We start from the raw sequence: 18,153 nt of genomic DNA, 5'->3' as shown, positions 1-18,153 counted from the left end.
CTTTTCTTGCGCTGAACTTTAAAATGCTCTTGAATAAGCACACTATAGACACACAAAAAGGTTACTCAGAAATTTGAGTAACCTTTTCCTTATCATCTCATCTCATCCCACCTCATTTCATATTCAGTTCATATAGGCATGCTATAGTTAGTAACATATAAGATTCATATTTTATTGTTGATGAAATTGAAGGAGGATTTACTTTGCAGGAGGCATCAAAAGATAACACAAAACTAAAGGATTGGCGGCGCTTTGTTCGTTTAGTCAAACAAGCTGAACCACCGATATGGCTTTTAATAATCTCATTAATTATGAGTTTAGCAACGACCGGTGTTGGATTTATCGTTCCGTTATTTACGAAAAAATTAGTGGACGGCTTTTCATTAGAATCCCTTGATTATTGGCAAATTATTTTATTAGGTATTGCTTTTATCGCGCAGGCAATCGCGAGCGGGCTTTCTATTTATTATTTAAATCGTGTCGGACATCATGTTGTCGCGAATTTAAGAGAACGGCTTTGGAGAAAGCTACTTCATTTACCAATTCCTTATTATGATGAGAATGATACAGGTGAAACATTAAGTCGTGTTACAAATGACACAGCTGTTGTCAAGGAACTTATTACAGAGCATCTTGCAAACTGTTTATCAGGTGTTATTTCTATTATTGGATCAGTCATCATTCTATTAATCTTAGATTGGAAAATGACTTTAGTGATGCTGATTGCTGTTCCGCTTGCTATGGTTATTTTGATGCTGTTAGGAAGACGTATGTTTGTCATTTCAAAAGGAATGCAAGATGAGACGGCAAAATTTACGGCAGTGCTAAATCAAGTTTTACCTGAAACACGATTAGTAAAGGCTTCAAATGCCGAGAATATAGAATATGATCGTGGCAAAAAAGGAATTACCAACCTCTTTAAGTTTGGCTTAAAAGAAGCTAAAATCCATGCACTTATTTCGCCGCTTGTTTCGTTTGTATTAATGTCAGTCCTTGTGGCCATTATTGGTTATGGTGGTGTACGAGTTTCTTCAGGAGAGCTTACAGCTGGCGACATGGTGGCATTTATTTTATATTTAATCCAAATCATCATGCCGATGACCCAATTAACGATGTTCTTTACACAGCTACAAAAAGCGATGGGTGCTACAGAGCGAATCAGTGCATTACTTGAGCATAAAGAGGAAAATATTTTCGAAGGAAAAACGTTAGAAAAAGTGGATCAGCCGATTTATGTAAAAAATGTTGACTTTGCTTATGGAGAAGAACTGATTTTATCGAATATCAATTTCACAATTGAACCAGGTAAAGTTACGGCCATCGTTGGACCTAGTGGCGGAGGAAAAACAACAACATTTTCTCTGTTAGAGAGATATTATCAGCCTACTAACGGAAGTATTACACTCGGAGATACCCCTATCGACACATACTCCCTACATTCTTGGAGAAGCCAAATCGGCTATGTTGCTCAGGAGAGCGCACTGCTATCTGGTACGATTCGTGAAAATATTTGCTATGGCATTGATAGAGAGGTACAGGATGAAGAACTTGAAAGAGTTGCCAAAATGGCCTATGCCGATCAATTTATCAACGAACTGCCAGATCAATTTGAGACAGAAGTCGGAGAACGAGGCATTAAGCTTTCTGGCGGTCAACGACAACGAATTTCCATCGCCAGAGCACTATTACGAAACCCTCAAATATTAATGCTTGATGAGGCAACGTCAAGTTTGGATAGTAAATCAGAGATCTATGTTCAAAAAGCATTGGATAATTTAATGCAAGGTAGAACAACTCTCGTGATTGCCCACCGACTCTCAACAGTAGTAGATGCCGATCAAATACTTTTTGTAGAGAAAGGACATATTACGGGTAGCGGCACACATGATACGCTTTTTGAGACGCATGAAATGTATCGAGAGTTTGCCAAGCAACAACTACGCATTAAAGAGGAATGACGAAGGGATTTGTTAGCATGACGACAATTTTAGTTGTAGATGATGATGCACATATTCGAGAATTAGTAAAAGTATTTTTGCAAAATGAAGGATTAGAGGTTATTGAGGCTACGGACGGTGTGGATGCACTGTCCAAATTAGCTTCTGATAAGGTGGATATGGTTCTATTGGACATTATGATGCCGAAAATGAATGGCTGGGAATTATGCGAAGAGATACGTTCCTTTAATAATGATTTACCTATCCTGATGCTAACCGCAAAAGGAGAAACTTCACAAAAGGTAAAGGGCTTTCATCTTGGAACGGATGATTACCTTGTTAAACCATTTGAGCCAGCAGAGCTCATCGTCCGTGTTAAATCAATACTTAAAAGATACCGTATTTCCCTATCTCAACTTGTGGAAGCTGGCAATGTAAAGTTAAATCGCAATACACATGAAGTCGTATATAATGGTAAATCGTTAACACTCCGTTTAAAGGAATTTGAACTATTGTTTGTTTTAGCAAGCTATGCGGGGAAAACTTTTTCACGTGAACAGCTAATTGAAGAAATTTGGGGATATGACTATGAAGGTGATGAACGTACAGTCGATGTTCACATTAAAAGACTTCGTCAACGTTTCCCACAAGAAACAAGTGGGTTTGTTATTCGCACAATTCGTGGCCTTGGCTATCGATTGGAACTGGAACCATGAGAAGACGAAAGTTCTTTTTAAAGCTTTTTTTAACTTTAATGCTTCTTCTTATCAGTAACATCATATTTGCTTTTATTTCCTTCCACATAACGTCGTGGATTTATGATTGGTTAGGCAAACACCCACAAGGTTTCTGGCTTCAATTATGGACCGTAGTTGGTGTTTTTGTTCTCTTTGCTTGCTCTATTATTATCCTCTTTTTAATTGGAGTAAATAAACAACGAAACTATTGGAATACGATTGTAGATGCATTAAGCCGGATTGCTAAAGGTGATTTTACTGTCAAATTAGATATGAAAACAGATGAAGATCAATTTGGTCAATTAATACATGGCATCAACCATATGGCAGTTGAATTAGGTGAAATGGAAAGAATGCGCCAAGAATTTATCTCGAATGTATCTCATGAAATTCAGTCGCCTCTAACAACTATTAATGGCTTTGCTAAAGCATTGAAAAACATGGACCTCCCTGAAGATAAGCGACAGCATTATTTAACAATCATTGAGATGGAAAGTAATCGACTATCAAAAATTAGTGACAATTTACTAAAGCTAACGTCGTTAGAATCACAACACCACCCCTTCGAGCCAAGGCATTACCGACTTGATAAGCAATTGCGTAATGTCGTACTAGCACTGGAACCAAATTGGCTAGTAAAAAACATCGACATAGATTTGCAATTAGAAAACATTTCGCTAATGGCTGATGAAGATTTAATGAATCAAGTATGGATGAATTTACTAAGCAACAGCATTAAATTCACGCCAGCTGCTGGCACCATTACAATATCAGTGACAAAACAAATGGATACGATCGCTATTGTCATTCGTGATAACGGAATCGGTTTAACACCGGAACAACAAAAGCATATATTCGAGCGATTTTATAAGGCTGACCTATCAAGGACAGCTGAGAATGGCGGAAGTGGCTTAGGATTGTCTATTGTAAAGAAAATCATCGATATGCATAACGGAACCATTACTGTTGAAAGCAAGCTTGCTGAATTTACAACATTTATCCTCAAAAACAGATTTCAGATAATCACCAAAAATTTTTCTAGCAATAAATTCACTTTCCTTATATTTTTTATAAATTAAAGGTCGGTTTTTAATCCAATCTAAAAAATGGGTTGGGTCGTTTACATCTATAGACATATTTTCTGGCGGTCGATTTAAACGAATAAATTCAGGTTCACGTAAATAGGCATTCCCTCTCCCTAGATCTTCGTTCGGTTCGTAAATATCAATTATTAACTTTAAATTATCTACATTTTTTCTTAGTTTTCTTTCAAGTGAGTAGACAAAAGCAATGCAACTAGCCCCGCCGCCTACCACAGCCAATTTAATTTTTTAACAAAAAATACTATTTTTCAAAAATTTTTTCAAATAATTATATATGTGAATATAATACTGAAATTCTATATCTTGACTAAATTGTTAGTCCGTAATAACATTATCAAATATCTAAATATTAAATAAATATAGAAAATACAGATTATTTAAGATTTTAGTTAGAATTATAATTAATTATAATTTTGGTAAATTAAAAGGAGGCCTCATATGGAACTTACACTTCAACGTAAACATAATTTACATGCAATTGGTGTATTATCTTTAATTCTTTCGGCAATTTTAACTTCTGTTAGTCAAGTTTATTATGCAAATCGTGTGCAAGCTGTACACCCATTTCTTTTTACAGGTATTAGCTTTTTTATCACAACATTATATTTCCAATTTTTTTCAATTAAGCAGCAGTCATCAATGAAATGGAATAAAGCTGCTACCCCAATTTTATTAAAATTAAATTCTGCATCTGTTTTAGCTTTTATGGGATTTTATTTTGCATTAAAATATATTGAACCAGCGATTGTAAGCTCACTGGAAATGGGGTTAGGTCCTTTATTTGTTATATTATTAGCAATTAAGCAAAAACATCATATAAACGTAGCTAAAGTAAGTATTGCTATAGGTACTTTAGTGGCTTGTCTCATATTAATTTATGCAATATTTGCTGGGAAGTCTGCATTGATAACTTGGAGTAAATTTAGTTTATTAGGTATTCTAGCTAGTATAATATGTGGGTTAGGTGCTGTTCTTTGTACACTTTATTCAAAACAGTTAAGTGAACTAGGTTGGACTAGCTCAATGATATTATCTAAGAGGTTTTATGGCATTATTCTTTTATCATTAATTGCTACATATGACGTAATATTAGATTATTTGATTGGAAATATAGGTTGGATATTACTAATGACTTTACTTGGTGTATTAGTTCCTATGTATTTATTACAAAAAGGAATTCAATATTGCACACCTTTCTTTGTAATGATGTCATTGTGTTTTATTCCTGTTTTTACTTTTTTCTTTCAGCTTTTTGATACAAGGTTACAATGGTCTAATATCACTTTTCTGGGCGTTGTTTTATTATTATTGTTAGGAATTTCAAGTGTTATTGTAGATAGGAACGAGTAGCGATTCACCAAAACATTGACTCTTTTACATCGTCACATTTTTACTCTTTCTTTAATAGTCTAAAGAGGTAAGAAGGAGGAGACATAAGTGGAAGTAGCAGTGTTAGACAAGAAGTGGATTGAAGAACATTTTGAAACACTTCCATTATGGCAACAGTCAGCATATACCGACTTCGCTGCCATGGTTGCAGATGAAGCAAATACGTTCCCCTGTATTCCAGCTAGAAAAGGGTTTTTATCGAACGAGCTTCGCTATAGCTTTATAGGAGATCCACGAGAGGAGCAATCGATAAAGACGTTAGCACTATGTTTAAAGAAATACAATAAGTGGTCTCAAACGTTTGGAAAATATACAACACATACCGTTTTCTTTAAAACCCCTAATGATATGCATAAAAATTTCGAAGTTGAGGATTATAGAAATTTATTTTGGTCAGTTTTAAACAATTTAACTAAATTTGATGATGTCGATTGGCCAAAGGAAATTCCAACAGCCCCATCGCATCATGAATGGGAATTTTGTTTTAACGGTGAGCCTTATTTTGTGTCTTGTGCAACTCCCGCACATAAATTGCGTAAGAGTCGTCATTTCTCCACTTTATTAATGGCATTTCAGCCACGCTGGATATTTGAAGAAATGAACGACTCTACTGTATTTGGTCGAAAATTAAAGAAGCTTATTCGTCAACGCATTACCGAATACGATGCTATTCCAGCTCATACTGATTTAAAATGGTATGGGCAAGAAGACAGTTATGAGTGGAAACAGTATTTTTTAAGTGATGATAATAGTAGTGCATCGAAATGTCCTTTTTTACGTATGCAACATTCTCTTCAGAAAAACAAAGAACATTAAACATGCTTACCGTGTTTTTGCCTTTTCATGACAATCCAAGTCGCAATTCCTATGATGATGATAAAAAGCAGGCTCACGAAAAAACCGAGTCTGCTTGTTTTTTTCCCTAACGTCCCAGACACTGTCACCACAATGAGTAACATCCCGATACTATTCTTCACATACTCCCACTTCGACAGCTTCATTAGCTTCCTATATGTCACTAATATAAAGAGCCAGTTATAAATTAACATTAAGCCTGCAGCTGTAACTAAATATTCAAAAATCTTTTCTGGCATGAGGAAGCCGATAACAATGGTTATAATTAAACCACTAGCTAAAAAGAGAAATGCAGGAAATGGAATCTTCATTTTCCCTTTTTTCGCCAGAGAAGCTGGAGCATCGTGGTCTTCTGCCAGTGTAATGAGAATCGTGATGACCGCATATAAAGAGGCAACCATTGTTGAAAAACCTGCAATAATTAAAACGCCATTAAAAATGTCTGCAAAAAAAGGTATGTGATAACCATTAAGCGCTGTAATAAATGGGCTTTCTTTAATATTAAAGTCCTTCCAAGAAACAAGCGCCAAGGCAAGCATAATAGCCATTAGAAAAATGATAGTTATAGCAATAAGCATCACTTTTCCGGCTTTCGGTGCTTCTTTAGGATTTTTTAAATCAATGACCATTAAACCCATAACCTCAATTCCACCAAATGCATAAAAGGCATATAGCAATCCAAGCCATATTCCTTTCACACCTTGTGAGAATAATTCTTCATAATTTGCATGCAGTGCATCGAGTGTCGTTGTTTCCGTATTGAATCCTTTTATTATTAAGACAACCGCTACTATAATAAACATGACAACCGCTGCTGCCTTTAACGCACCAAAAATATTTTGAAAGTTTTCAAAGCCCTTCATCCCCATAAGAATAACGGTTAATCCAAGTGCAGCATAAATAGATGCAGCAACCCATAATGGAAGTGTAGGAAACCAAAGCCTTGTAAAAATACCAAGCGCCGTCAATTGGCTACCCATAATGAGCATCTCAGAAATCAAGTAAATCCAGCCATTACTAAATCCTGCCCAATTTCCAAAAGCTTGCTTTGCATACGTACGGAATGATCCCTTATCTGGATTGTCAACTGACATCTTAACAAGAGCATCATAAACAATATAAGTAGCAATTGCCGCTAACAAAAAAGGAATTATAACAGCAGGACCACTTTTATGAATGGCCATACTTGTCCCAAGAAAAAATCCTGTTCCTAGTGTACATCCTATACCGAGAAGTGAGAGCTGCCACCAAGACATCCGCCCTTTACTTGTTTTAGATGCCATTTCAATCAACCCTTCTGCCTTTTACTTACTTTCGTAGCAGTGGCAATGTCATGCAACGAATGCCGCCACCCCCTTTTTCTAGCTCTGTTACGTCAATTTCTATCAAATTCTTTTTACGCAATGTTGGATGCTTCGTCCATTGCTGCTTCGTTGCTTGCTTACTAATCAGCAATGTTTCCGGATTAAGATTGATAAAATTGATATCTGGGATTGTATTATATGTTTCAAGCCAGTAAACGTCAAAGCCATGGTGATTTAAAAATTGTTCGGTCATTTCAAAACGACTTGTTTGAGCTGTAAACACGTGTACAGGAAAATAACGCATAAAGTTTTTAGCTATTAGCAGATTATCGTTCGCAACATTACAATTCATATCTAAATGAAGTGTATCGGAGCGTCTTGGCAAATCAATGATCGCAATTTCCGAAAATCCTTCTTGGAAGATACGCTCCTTGATACTTTCCACAGCCTCTAATGTTGTTCTCATTCCAATATTAATAAGCACGGCATCCTTATTTAAAATGAGCACATCGCCACATTCTAAAGCAGTATAAGGTTGTTTAACTTTTAAAAATTTCTCTGGAAACCACTTTTCTAATAATGAGTGAGCATGTGGGTACTCTGGACGCCTTAGCGAGCTACCTGCCTCTCCAAGGAACATACTATTTCCTATAACACAGGCAAGATCGCGGACAAAGTACCTATTAATAAGCTGCTCACTTACTGTTGTCATATCATTTGGTAGCTCTTTCGAATAATCAATCACCTTGACACCCGCATTTTCTAGCGTTGTCTTAAATTCCAGGAAATTCTCCATTGCTTTTACATGATTGACAGCAGCACTCCATCCTACATTTTCAGCTATTGTTAAATCTGGTACATCTAGTTTTGAAGGTGCACAAAGCATAACAACCTCAAGTTCCTCATGCTCTGACCAACAATTCGATTGAAATGAATACATAATGTTTCTCCCCTTCTTCATGGCTATCTCTGTTAGCGTTACCATCAATTTTGGGATTATACAAATCAATTTCGCCTTTGTGTAATGGCCGCTGTGCATGAAACCGCATTTATATTCCAGGAAAATCAGTTCCTATAAGACTTCTTATGTTCTACCTCCATCAATGAAAATATTGGTGATAAGCTTGCTCAGCATCCACTTCGCTCGTAAATATTAACATATCATTTGTTAGCGGATAGTACTTCTCAAAGAGGAATAGCGCCATCTCCGTTGAATTATCCGGAATGTTCACTACTGCAGCTTCCTGTATGTTTACTACATCATCAATAAATGGATGTTGATAAAAAATGAAAACTATATCCCCTGCACTATATTGCTGTTGCTGCATTCCATCACCTTCCTATGCCTTTTCATTAGTTTGGGTAAGAAGATGTTAAATATAATCAATTTTTGATTCTCATATAGAAATTTATTTAAATGCATGATTTTATTGCAAACATTTTCCAACTACCAATACTCCATATCATAAAATGTCACAAATAGAATATATATAATTATGTGATACACTTCACAAATACAGAATTTTTAAATTATTTGGTATACTTTAAAAAAGGAGGGAAAAATATGATTAAACAATCAGTAATTGAAAATGTACTTGAAGCGGCACTGTCTACAGGTGGCGATTTTTCCGAAGTTTTCATCGAGGATAAGTTTGCCAATGAATTAACATTACAAAGTGGAAAAATTGAACAAAGTATATCAGGGCGTGACTTCGGCATTGGTATACGCATTTTTTCCGGTCTTCAGAGCATTTACACATACACAAACGATTTCTCAGAGGAAGGCTTACTAGCAGCAGCAAAACGAGCAGCACTTGCCATTAAAGGCGGTACTACTGGAACGATTCAACCACTAAAAAAAGAAATTATTACGCCAATTCATAACATTATCATTCTACCAAACAGTGTGGAGCATGCTAGAAAAGCAACGATCATGCGGCAGGCTAATGACATTGCTAGAAATTATGATGAACGCATCAGTCAAGTTAAAGTTCGGTATCTTGACGAAGAGCAGCATGTTTTAATCGCCAACTCAGAAGGAAAATTTGTAGAAGATACACGTATTCATAGTCGACTTGCTCTCCAAGCAACAGCCTCCGAGGGCAAAGAAATGCAAACGGGCTTCTATGGTCCTGGTGCACATGCAGGCTTTGAGTTTATCGAAAATCTAAATCTAGAGCACTATGCTGGTGAAGCTGCACGTATTGCGGTTACTATGCTTCATGCCGACGAATGTCCTAGCGGTAAATTCCCAGTCATCATTGATAATGAATTTGGTGGCGTTATTTTTCACGAGGCTTGTGGTCATGGACTTGAAGCTACAGCCGTCGCTAAAAACAATTCCGTTTTTGCAAACCGTATTGGCGAAAAAGTTGCCCCCGATATTGTTACATATATTGATGATGGCACACTTCCAAACGAATGGGGTTCTCTTAACATTGATGATGAAGGGGAAAAAACACGAAAAAACATCTTAATTGAAAATGGTATTTTAAAAGGTTACATGATCGATAAATTTAATGCACGCCGTATGAATGCTGAACCGACTGGCTCTTCACGTCGCCAATCCTACCGTTTCAATCCAACATCCCGAATGACGAACACATATATCGCTCCAGGCACATCTACACCGGAAGAAATTATTGCAGCTACCGAATATGGAATTTATGCAAAATATATGGGTGGTGGGCAAGTAAATCCCTCTACTGGTGACTATAACTTCGCGGTTATGGAGGCTTATATCGTGAAGGATGGAAAAATCGATCGTCCCGTACGTGGTGCAACGCTTATAGGCAACGGGGCAAAAACATTGCAGCTAGTTGATCGTGTTAGTAATAATCTTGCGCACGGTGCTGGCATGTGCGGATCAATTAGTGGTAGTCTTCCTGTCAATGTTGGTCAGCCAATGATTCGTGTTAGTGAAATGACAGTTGGAGGAACAAAGGGGGAATAATTGATGAACATTGCTGAATATCAAGAAAAATTACTAGATAAGGCGATAGAAGCCGGTTTTAAAGAGGCTGAAGTATATTTTGAACGAAAAAACTCTTTTAAGTGCATGCTTTATGAAGGACAGATTGATAGCTATGAAACCTCTGAGGATGGGGGTCTAAGTCTACGTGGGCTGCATAACGGAAAAATGGGTTACGCCTATACAGAAAAACTAGACGATGTTTCGATGTCCTTTTTAATCGACAGTGTAAAGGCAAATGCAGATGTACTCGATGAAAATGAAGGAATAGATATTTTTGAAGGCAGTAATGAATACACGCCATATGAATTTTACAATGAAGAATTAGAGACTATTGGAATTCCTGAAAAAATAGAGCTACTTCGTTTAATTGAACAAAAAGTTCGTGCGTACGATTCGCGCATTGTAACGCTTGATTATTGTTTCCTTCAAGAATATAGTACTGAACGTTCATTAGCGAATAGTAAAAACCTTTCCTTATCACATAAGGAGAATGGTTTAGTCATCTTCCTTTCCACAGTTGTCAAAGAAGGTGAGGAACTGAAAACGGGTGGTTATTTGAAAATGACACGTGATTTTCATGCTCTCAATGCTGATGAAATTGCAAGAGCAGCAGCTGAGGAAGCACTTGCGAATTTAGGTGAAAAGTCGATTCCATCTGGAAAATATCCAATCATCCTACGCTCTGATGCGACAGCCTCTTTACTAAGTACCTTTATGCCAATTCTGTCAGCTGAAAATGCACAAAAGGACCAATCTTTATTAAAAGGGAAAGTCGGACAAAAAGTGGCCTCAGATACTTTAACATTACTGAATGCCCCATTCCATCCTGATGCTTTGTCTGGAGCAAGCTTTGACGGTGAAGGTGTTGCAACAAAGGAGCAGGCGATAATTTCAAATGGAACACTGCAAACACTATTGCATAATAGAAAAACGGCAAAGAAAGAAGGCTGCGAAACGAGTGGGCATGCCCATAAAGACTCTTATAAAGGTACTCTATCAATAGCACCTCAAAATTTATATATTTCACCAGGTAAGCGATCACAGGAAGAGTTAATTGCATCAGTCTCTGAAGGAGTACTTATTTCTGAATTATCTGGCCTTCACTCTGGTACAAATACGGTTTCTGGTGATTTTTCAGTTGCAGCAAAAGGATTCCATATTCAAGATGGCAAAATTGTCTCCCCTGTCAAGCAAATGACAATAGCCGGAAACTTCTTTGAGTTCTTAAACGATATCGAAGAATCTGGCTCAGAGCTTTACTTCCTACCGGCTGGGTATGGCTCCCCATCCCTACTTGTAAAGGAGCTATCAGTGACAGTGGAATAAAACGGAAAAAGCGAGTCACATTTTATAGATCCAGCTAGACTATATGGTACTTCTCGGCAATGCTTGTCGCTTATCATCGCGACAAGCTTTTTGATTGCAGCTGATTCGCCTCGACGGAGATATGCCCATCGACCTACTTCTGATCCAGCTGTTCTTGCGACTGAGGTACTCGCAAGCTGATGACCGAATCTACAGCCTTCTGAATGGATATGGCGATATCGGCAAAAGAGTTGCCTGCTGCTAGTGCTTCGTATAGTCCATCTGTATAATCCTAAGTTTAGAGCCGTACCTACTGCATCAATAAGTGGGTTACTGTTCCTCTGTTTGGAATTGCTATTGTTCTGGTCAGCCCGCTTGACCGGGATAATAGCCATCGCTTTCGCCGCGGCGGTAGTCTGTCCTGGTATACCTGAACCCCATGTAATGAAGAAAGTCATCGTCTCTTCATAACGATTCGTTTTATAATCATAGAAATGTAACCCTCTCCATTCGTACTATGAATAATACGCCGAGAAAGATACGACGAGGTTACATTTATTATTTCATATAGGAAAACGACCAATAAGGCTGATGGTATCACCTTCTTGGTTAAATTTTCTTTACGGGGTAAAAATACGAAACTCTTTTACCTGTTGGTACGTTATAATTATAAGATGATATTTATCATGTCAGGTTAACAGATAGGCATGAGGAAGGAGGGAATTTATGAAGAAAATATGGACTTTACTTCTTGCAGCGATACTTATTGTACCGTTATTGCTGCAGCCAGCGACCGCTCAAGCGGCAAAGGCCATCACGATTTATGTGGACGGAGTTCAATTAAAGACCGACCAGCCGCCAGTGATGGTTCAAGGGCGTGTTATGCTGCCGCTTAGAGCAATCTTTGAGGCATTGGATGCAAACGTGGATTGGGATCGAAAGAATCAAACCGTTACAGGAATTAAAGGAGATACAACGGTAGTTCTCAAGATTAAATCAAAGGTAGCTACAATTAATGCCGAGAGAGTTACGCTTGATGTACCTGCACAGATAATAAATGGCAGAACAATGGTACCAGTACGCTTTGTTAGTGAAGCGCTTGGTCAGGATGTTGACTGGAACTCGTATAATCAGATCGTATCTATTAAATCTGATACTCCGATCAATATCAGTATTTCTCCAGCGAACTATGTGTCGGTTAGAGATATTGGTAATCAAGGAGATGGGCGTGACCTGGAGGTTACCTACTCCAAATCGTCTACTGAATCACTTGTGGATCATTACCGGGTTCTCGTTGTGAAGGCTTCAAAAAGCTTTAATCAGGCGTCGGCCCTGAAGGTCTCCGCTTCAAATTATACGAAAGTATCACCTGCCGGCTCGGATCGTTCTATAATATTAACTCAAAGTTCACGGGATGTGGACGGAGACTATATTAGAAATGACCAGCCTTATGTAGCTTATGTACTTACAGTTGGGAAAGGTTCTTATTCCAGCGTATTATCGAATTCTTCTCCGAAGATTACTCTAACGAACACGTCTTCGGTTGCAGAGGTAACAAATGTGAAAATTAGCGATATTAGCGATTTCGATGATGGACGCGATATCTCGATTAGCTTCACTCGTCCGCAGAATGACAACAATATTTCGAATTACCGTGTGTTTATCGTAAAGACCAAGGATGCTAGCAATTTCAGCCTTACTACTGCGAATAATTTATCTAGTAGCTACTATACTACAGTCAATAAATCTGGAAGCAATGGTGGCACGTTGTCAGGAACTCTGACTTCTTCGTCGCGCGACTCTTCCGGTGATTATATTAAGAACGGCGTACCTTATACAGCGTTCGTTCTGTCTGTAAGCAACACAAATTCAGCTGTTAATAAGCTGTCTTCTGCTTCATCTTCAGTAACACTTAGTTCAAATAGAGCGAATATTCCGATTATTACTCAAGTTGATGATGTCAATGACTATGGGGATGGACGCGATCTGCGGGTTAGCTTCAACAAAGCGTCAGATGAGTCCAACATTAGCTCTTATCGAATCTTTGTTGTAAGAGCTAGCAACTATTCGAACTTCACATTGACGAAGACGAACAGTCTGTCCAGCTCTTATTACACGCAGGTGAACAAGACGGGTTACAATATTACTCAGGTTCTCTCTTCAGGCGCACGAGATACAGACGGTTATGCCATTCAGAATGGGGTCAACTATCGTGTATTTGTTATGGCCGTAGCTAAGAACTCAGGGAATAACGGGTTATCGTCTGCTTCCAATGCGATTACGCTATATAGTAGCAACGTGGGTGCCGTATCGAATCTCTTTGCCAGCGATGTGAATGATTATGGCAACGGTCGTGATCTCTATGTCTCTTTCACTAAAGCGGCGGATGAGTCTAATATTAGTCACTATCGCATCATGGTTGTACCAACAGCGTATTACAGTAGCTTCAGTCTGTCGGATGCAAATAGCGTATCCAGCAACAATTATACGACTGTGAGCAAGTCAGGAAATAACACTTACGGGCAGGCGCTCTCGGAGAATGCTCGGGATGTGCGCGGCAATTATATCAAGGAAGGTACTAGCTACCGAGTCTATGTTCTCTCAGTAGGCTATGGTAATTATTCCGGCAGCAATGCGCTGTCCGCGCCGACGTCTACGATTACGCTCGATAAGAACTACAATGTGCAAGCTGTAACCAATCTGACTGTTGCTGATGTTAACGATTTTGGAGATGGTCGTGATTTGCAGGTAACGTTCACGAAGCCTTCCGATGAAACAAATGTCAATCATTATCGGATTTTTGTCGTACCGACAGCATATTACAACAGCTTCAGCCCGTCACAAGCCAATGGCAGCTCTTATTACACGTTCGAGAGCAGGGGCGGGAATAGAACGGTAACTAGGACATTGGAAAGTGCCAAGGACGTACGCGGCGAAAACATTAAAGAAGGCACTGGCTATCGTGTCTATGTACTAACTGTAGCGAATGGAAATTCTTCAAGCGCCAATGCTCTTTCTTCTGCTTCGTCGGCGATTACGCTTACTAAAAACAAAGCCGTTCAAGCGGTCAGCAATGTTACTGCAAGCGATGTAAATGATTTTGGAGATGGCCGAGATTTACAGGTATCGTTCAATCATGCATCTGATGCATCGAACATAAGCGAATATCGAATTATGGTAGTACCTAAAAATAAACCATTCAATACTTCAATAGCAAGCAACATCCAATTTCCAAACTATACTACCATAAGTACTTCTGGCAGCAGTACTAGCCAGGTTCTTAACGTTAAGGCAACGGATATAGATGGGAATTCTATCACTAATGGTACGCAGTATAACGTTTACGTATTGTCAGTTGGAAAAGGCAGTTCAACCGGCACATTTACATTGTCTAGCGCTTCGAATGAAGTTACGTTAACCAATTCTGCCGCGGTAGAAGCAGTAACTAATGTAAGTCTTTCTACCGTTGGGAATACTGGCACCTATGAAGACATACGGATTAACTTTGATAAAGTAAGCAATGAAAACAACGTAACAGAATATCGAGTATTTTTGATTCCAGCAGATAAAGTAGGAAACTTCAAGTTGTCTGATGCGAATAAGGTCAATCCACAGAATTACACCTCATTCAAGTCGAACGAAAATACTAATGGTGCATCTATAAAGATGTTTGATGCATTTGGAATTAAAATCAATAGTGATACTACTTATCAAGCTATAGTAATGACCGTAGCCAAATCGGGAAATGGAAGTTTAAATATGTTATCTTTACCGTCTACTCAGTTCATACTTCAGTCTAAACAAGATGATACTCCGGCAGAAGAGGTAAAGTCTGCCCCATCTGACACTCAATCTTAAGAGATAAGCAATACTTCTTCACAGAAGGGACTCCCTTAATGGTGCTTCACCGACCATAAGATGGAGTCCCTTTTTGCTGTGTTTAGCATAGCGCATTTGTACTTTGAGAGTTCTATCCGTCACTGTCTTCCGAAATGTTTCTATGAAGACTGGTCTAAATTGGTATAGGGTAATCATGTAGCTGTACAATAATAAAGTACGCTATAGTGGAGAATCGTAGCCCAGATCTTATGCTGGAATATGGCATACAGAATCCGGACAAAGAAGATTATATGGTGTTCAGCGGAATGTCTACAAGGAGAGTATGAAAAAATACGATATTCCTCGCAATGTGAAGCTCAAATTTGCTCTGACCCAGACGGAGGTATTTGAGCTATGAATTCGGCCAAGATGGCTGGAGCTGTTCTATACTCAATACTTTTGCGGTGCCATTAATCGAGGCGATGGGTCAGATTGCATTAAATCATTTCGTCAAATCAATTTTTTTATTTAATAAATAAATAGTCATACCACCAACAGTCATGGACAGTAATTCTCCAACCCCTACCGTAAACCAAGTTGCCCAAAACGGAAGATCATAGAGGATTGTTAATTGTCCTGCAACGGTGAACATTGATATAGCAAAAATCAATGCAGTTATAACCATTTTTACAATATCATTTGTTATATTTTTCGTTACTCTTCGACAAAGAATTAAAACGAGAAATGTCGCAATTCCACCAATGGGTACATCTAATATCCACGTTGGTGACATGAAATTTGCGAGTACTACTCCTAGAGTCACGGCTACTACATAGCGCTTGTTGTATAGGGCCAGGTAGTTGAACATCTCCGACAAACGAAGTTGAACTGCCCCAAAACTAATGACTGACAATAAAACGGTTACAGCCACATATAAAGCTGCAACAAGTGCCGTCTTTGTAAGTTCGATTACAGAAGTACGGCTTGAATCTTTTACAATAGATGTATTCAATTTTATTCTCCTTTGTAAAATAGCATATCGGCTATTTTAGTAATAACTACGACCAAAGGAAGAGAGCTTTTCGCCCTATCTGAAGTGCCGTAGTGCAAGCGAAATTTTGCTTACTTGCGTATTATAGCAGAAGAATTTACGATTGAACAACACTATTTAGTAAGCCAGCCGCCATCAATCGGGATAATTGTACCGTGCATATAATCAGCTGATTGACTAGCCAAATAAAGTGTTAAACTCGCCACTTCACTTGGTTGTGCCCAGCGTCCAGCAGGTGTTTCATTAGCGACCCATTTGGCCATTTCTCCATCGCCTTCAAAGTCTGCCTTGTTCATCGGTGTTTGAATGGCTCCAGGTGCAATAGCATTGGCACGAATTCCTTCCCGACAATAATCTAAGTCTAACTGCTTCGTATAGCCAACAATCGCATGTTTAGACGCTGTATACGCCGCACCACCACCGCCTGCAACAAGCCCTGCAATAGATGCCATATTAATAATTACGCCTGATTTTCTTTTTACCATATGGGGTAATATCGTATTTGTCACAAAAAATGTACCCTTTACATTGGTATTCATAATTTTATCCCAAAGTGCCTCATCTGTATTGAGCGTTTTTGCGAAGCCATCTAAAACGCCTGCGGTATTTAATAAAATATCTACTTGCTTAAATATAGAAATCGCAGCTTCAAATGCGTGCTCTACATCGTTCTTATTACATACACTACCTACTGTATAGGCAAATTGTTCAGGAAATTGGTTATGTAGATTTACTAACCCTTGCTCATCTAAATCAAACCCGAATACACTCGCCCCATTTTCTAAAAATGCAATAGCTTGGGCTTGACCAATACCTGAAGCAGCCCCCGTTACAAATACCGTTTTACTGTTATATTCTTCAAACTTCATATATATCTCTCCCCAAAAAACAAAGAAACCACCTCATTTGAGATGGCTCTTTCGATTAATTGACAATTACCCAATCTTCCGCTAATAAATCACAGACTGTCGGTGTGAACATTGTATAGCCCTCACCACGTACATTAATTAAAAAATAAGGATTCAAAGCCTCGCCATCATGTTCGCTTTGTCCAACAACCTTCACATACAATTCGGCACCGCCCCAACCTTTACGAATTACTTTTTCTCCCGCTTTTAAGCGTGGTAATATCTCTTCAAACGTCATTTAAATTCATCCTTTATTTACATTCTTTATCGGATTAGTATACTGGAATTATCGAGTGTTGACAACCTGTTAAAAATACGAATAAGTACTGTTCGTTGGTATAATTAGCCCTCAAGCAGAACCGTATAAAGTATTTGTTGCCCATTTGATTCTGCAATGATTGTATAAGTATTATTATCATTTGTAGAAAAAATCTCTGTTCCACTTTCCAATTTAGTAGCATAAAAATCTTTGAATTTTTTAGAGGAATTTGTAGTTTTAACAACTTCCCCTATCTTCTCACTCTTTGTAAATTCTAATTTTTTTATCGATTCCAAGCTTGTAGCATTAATATAAATTAAATTATTATACTGAAGAATATCTACTTGAGAATGTTCTTTAAGAATAGATGTCGCAGTAGGGTTAGTATTTATAGCCGGTGCACAACCTACCAATACCAATATTAGTAAATTACATATGAGTATTTTTCTCATTACTAAAAACACCTTCTTTTTTAAACTACCTGGAACAACTGGAACTTAATTTGAATTCAT

Annotated in this window: 15 protein-coding genes and 2 pseudogenes; 9 read left to right on the top strand and 8 right to left on the bottom strand. The window is 38.1% G+C overall.

What is annotated here, in order from left to right; genetic code table 11:
• Positions 1 to 203: 203 nt before the first annotated feature.
• Genes FJQ98_RS08915 through FJQ98_RS08905 form a run of 3 tightly spaced genes read left to right on the top strand, consistent with a single transcriptional unit; the run spans position 204 to position 3,753 of the window.
• Positions 204 to 1,958 (top strand): ABC transporter ATP-binding protein, encoded by a 1,755-nt coding sequence (locus tag FJQ98_RS08915; RefSeq protein WP_053595337.1) that lies wholly within the window; start codon positions 204 to 206, stop codon positions 1,956 to 1,958.
• A 17-nt stretch (positions 1,959 to 1,975) separates the two neighbouring features.
• Positions 1,976 to 2,653: a response regulator transcription factor gene (locus tag FJQ98_RS08910; RefSeq protein WP_053595341.1), complete on the top strand. Its 678-nt coding sequence runs from the start codon at positions 1,976 to 1,978 to the stop codon at positions 2,651 to 2,653.
• Entirely contained in the window at positions 2,650 to 3,753 is a 1,104-nt protein-coding gene (locus tag FJQ98_RS08905) for a HAMP domain-containing sensor histidine kinase (RefSeq protein ID WP_053595336.1), read from the top strand. Before FJQ98_RS08910 ends, FJQ98_RS08905 begins: the two co-directional genes overlap by 4 nt.
• Here the strand turns inward: FJQ98_RS08905 and FJQ98_RS27520 are convergent.
• A pseudogene (locus tag FJQ98_RS27520) lies at positions 3,715 to 3,990 on the bottom strand (FAD/NAD(P)-binding protein); the annotation flags it as partial. The gene FJQ98_RS08905 and the pseudogene FJQ98_RS27520 sit on opposite strands and share 39 nt — an antisense overlap.
• Before the next feature lie 225 nt (positions 3,991 to 4,215).
• On the opposite strand from FJQ98_RS27520, the gene FJQ98_RS08900 reads away from it, so the two are divergent.
• Both FJQ98_RS08900 and FJQ98_RS08895 read left to right on the top strand, forming a co-directional pair.
• Positions 4,216 to 5,127 (top strand): DMT family transporter, encoded by a 912-nt coding sequence (locus FJQ98_RS08900; protein ID WP_053595335.1) that lies wholly within the window; start codon positions 4,216 to 4,218, stop codon positions 5,125 to 5,127.
• Between the two features lie 87 nt (positions 5,128 to 5,214).
• Entirely contained in the window at positions 5,215 to 5,982 is a 768-nt protein-coding gene (locus FJQ98_RS08895) for a YqcI/YcgG family protein (protein ID WP_053595334.1), read from the top strand.
• On the opposite strand, the gene FJQ98_RS08890 is transcribed toward FJQ98_RS08895, so the two are convergent.
• The 3 genes from FJQ98_RS08890 to FJQ98_RS08880 form a co-directional block, all read right to left on the bottom strand.
• Positions 5,979 to 7,304, bottom strand: a complete 1,326-nt coding sequence (locus tag FJQ98_RS08890; protein ID WP_201406677.1) for an amino acid permease — start codon at positions 7,302 to 7,304, stop codon at positions 5,979 to 5,981. The genes FJQ98_RS08895 and FJQ98_RS08890 overlap by 4 nt on opposite strands.
• 25 nt (positions 7,305 to 7,329) lie before the next feature.
• Positions 7,330 to 8,265: an arginine deiminase family protein gene (locus FJQ98_RS08885; RefSeq protein ID WP_053595332.1), complete on the bottom strand. Its 936-nt coding sequence runs from the start codon at positions 8,263 to 8,265 to the stop codon at positions 7,330 to 7,332.
• 160 nt (positions 8,266 to 8,425) lie between these two features.
• Complete coding sequence (locus FJQ98_RS08880) at positions 8,426 to 8,653, bottom strand: transcriptional regulator SplA domain-containing protein (protein WP_053595331.1); 228 nt, start codon at positions 8,651 to 8,653, stop codon at positions 8,426 to 8,428.
• A gap of 236 nt (positions 8,654 to 8,889) precedes the next feature.
• Here FJQ98_RS08880 and FJQ98_RS08875 point away from each other — a divergent pair, with 236 nt between their 5' ends.
• The 4 genes and pseudogenes from FJQ98_RS08875 to FJQ98_RS26735 form a co-directional block, all read left to right on the top strand.
• Positions 8,890 to 10,278, top strand: a complete 1,389-nt coding sequence (locus tag FJQ98_RS08875) for a TldD/PmbA family protein (protein ID WP_053595330.1) — start codon at positions 8,890 to 8,892, stop codon at positions 10,276 to 10,278.
• 3 nt (positions 10,279 to 10,281) lie between these two features.
• Entirely contained in the window at positions 10,282 to 11,625 is a 1,344-nt protein-coding gene (locus FJQ98_RS08870) for a TldD/PmbA family protein (protein WP_053595329.1), read from the top strand.
• A gap of 705 nt (positions 11,626 to 12,330) precedes the next feature.
• Positions 12,331 to 15,462 (top strand): copper amine oxidase N-terminal domain-containing protein, encoded by a 3,132-nt coding sequence (locus FJQ98_RS08865; RefSeq protein WP_053595328.1) that lies wholly within the window; start codon positions 12,331 to 12,333, stop codon positions 15,460 to 15,462.
• Positions 15,463 to 15,671: 209 nt separating this feature from the next.
• Positions 15,672 to 15,923 (top strand): annotated as a pseudogene (locus tag FJQ98_RS26735) (glycosyltransferase family 1 protein); the annotation flags it as partial.
• A 2-nt stretch (positions 15,924 to 15,925) separates the two neighbouring features.
• Here FJQ98_RS26735 and FJQ98_RS08860 read toward each other — a convergent pair.
• The 4 genes from FJQ98_RS08860 to FJQ98_RS08845 form a co-directional block, all read right to left on the bottom strand.
• On the bottom strand, positions 15,926 to 16,435 hold the full coding sequence (locus FJQ98_RS08860; protein WP_053595327.1) for a QueT transporter family protein: 510 nt from the start codon (positions 16,433 to 16,435) through the stop codon (positions 15,926 to 15,928).
• A 152-nt stretch (positions 16,436 to 16,587) separates the two neighbouring features.
• Entirely contained in the window at positions 16,588 to 17,343 is a 756-nt protein-coding gene (locus tag FJQ98_RS08855) for a 3-oxoacyl-ACP reductase (protein WP_053595326.1), read from the bottom strand.
• A gap of 55 nt (positions 17,344 to 17,398) precedes the next feature.
• A complete protein-coding gene (locus FJQ98_RS08850; protein WP_053595325.1) occupies positions 17,399 to 17,620 on the bottom strand; it encodes a DUF2829 domain-containing protein in 222 nt (73 codons plus the stop codon).
• Positions 17,621 to 17,724: 104 nt separating this feature from the next.
• Positions 17,725 to 18,093 (bottom strand): hypothetical protein, encoded by a 369-nt coding sequence (locus FJQ98_RS08845; RefSeq protein ID WP_053595324.1) that lies wholly within the window; start codon positions 18,091 to 18,093, stop codon positions 17,725 to 17,727.
• Positions 18,094 to 18,153 lie beyond the last annotated feature (60 nt).

It is taken from the genome of Lysinibacillus agricola, from assembly GCF_016638705.1.
Taxonomy (GTDB): domain Bacteria; phylum Bacillota; class Bacilli; order Bacillales_A; family Planococcaceae; genus Lysinibacillus; species Lysinibacillus agricola.
The sequence above is the reverse complement of the archived record's forward strand: the minus strand, read 5'-3'. Positions and strand labels throughout refer to the sequence as shown.

Excerpts from the sequence above, each read along its gene's own strand:
- FJQ98_RS08885 (WP_053595332.1), bottom strand. The coding sequence starts at position 8,265 with ATGTATTCATTTCAATCGAATTGTTGGTCAGAGCATGAGGAACTTGAG.
- FJQ98_RS08880 (WP_053595331.1), bottom strand. The coding sequence starts at position 8,653 with ATGCAGCAACAGCAATATAGTGCAGGGGATATAGTTTTCATTTTTTAT.
- FJQ98_RS08845 (WP_053595324.1), bottom strand. The coding sequence starts at position 18,093 with ATGAGAAAAATACTCATATGTAATTTACTAATATTGGTATTGGTAGGT.
- FJQ98_RS08865 (WP_053595328.1), top strand. The coding sequence starts at position 12,331 with ATGAAGAAAATATGGACTTTACTTCTTGCAGCGATACTTATTGTACCG.
- FJQ98_RS08900 (WP_053595335.1), top strand. The coding sequence starts at position 4,216 with ATGGAACTTACACTTCAACGTAAACATAATTTACATGCAATTGGTGTA.
- FJQ98_RS08855 (WP_053595326.1), bottom strand. The coding sequence starts at position 17,343 with ATGAAGTTTGAAGAATATAACAGTAAAACGGTATTTGTAACGGGGGCT.
- FJQ98_RS08905 (WP_053595336.1), top strand. The coding sequence starts at position 2,650 with ATGAGAAGACGAAAGTTCTTTTTAAAGCTTTTTTTAACTTTAATGCTT.
- FJQ98_RS08870 (WP_053595329.1), top strand. The coding sequence starts at position 10,282 with ATGAACATTGCTGAATATCAAGAAAAATTACTAGATAAGGCGATAGAA.
- FJQ98_RS08875 (WP_053595330.1), top strand. The coding sequence starts at position 8,890 with ATGATTAAACAATCAGTAATTGAAAATGTACTTGAAGCGGCACTGTCT.
- FJQ98_RS08910 (WP_053595341.1), top strand. The coding sequence starts at position 1,976 with ATGACGACAATTTTAGTTGTAGATGATGATGCACATATTCGAGAATTA.
- FJQ98_RS08890 (WP_201406677.1), bottom strand. The coding sequence starts at position 7,304 with ATGGCATCTAAAACAAGTAAAGGGCGGATGTCTTGGTGGCAGCTCTCA.
- FJQ98_RS08850 (WP_053595325.1), bottom strand. The coding sequence starts at position 17,620 with ATGACGTTTGAAGAGATATTACCACGCTTAAAAGCGGGAGAAAAAGTA.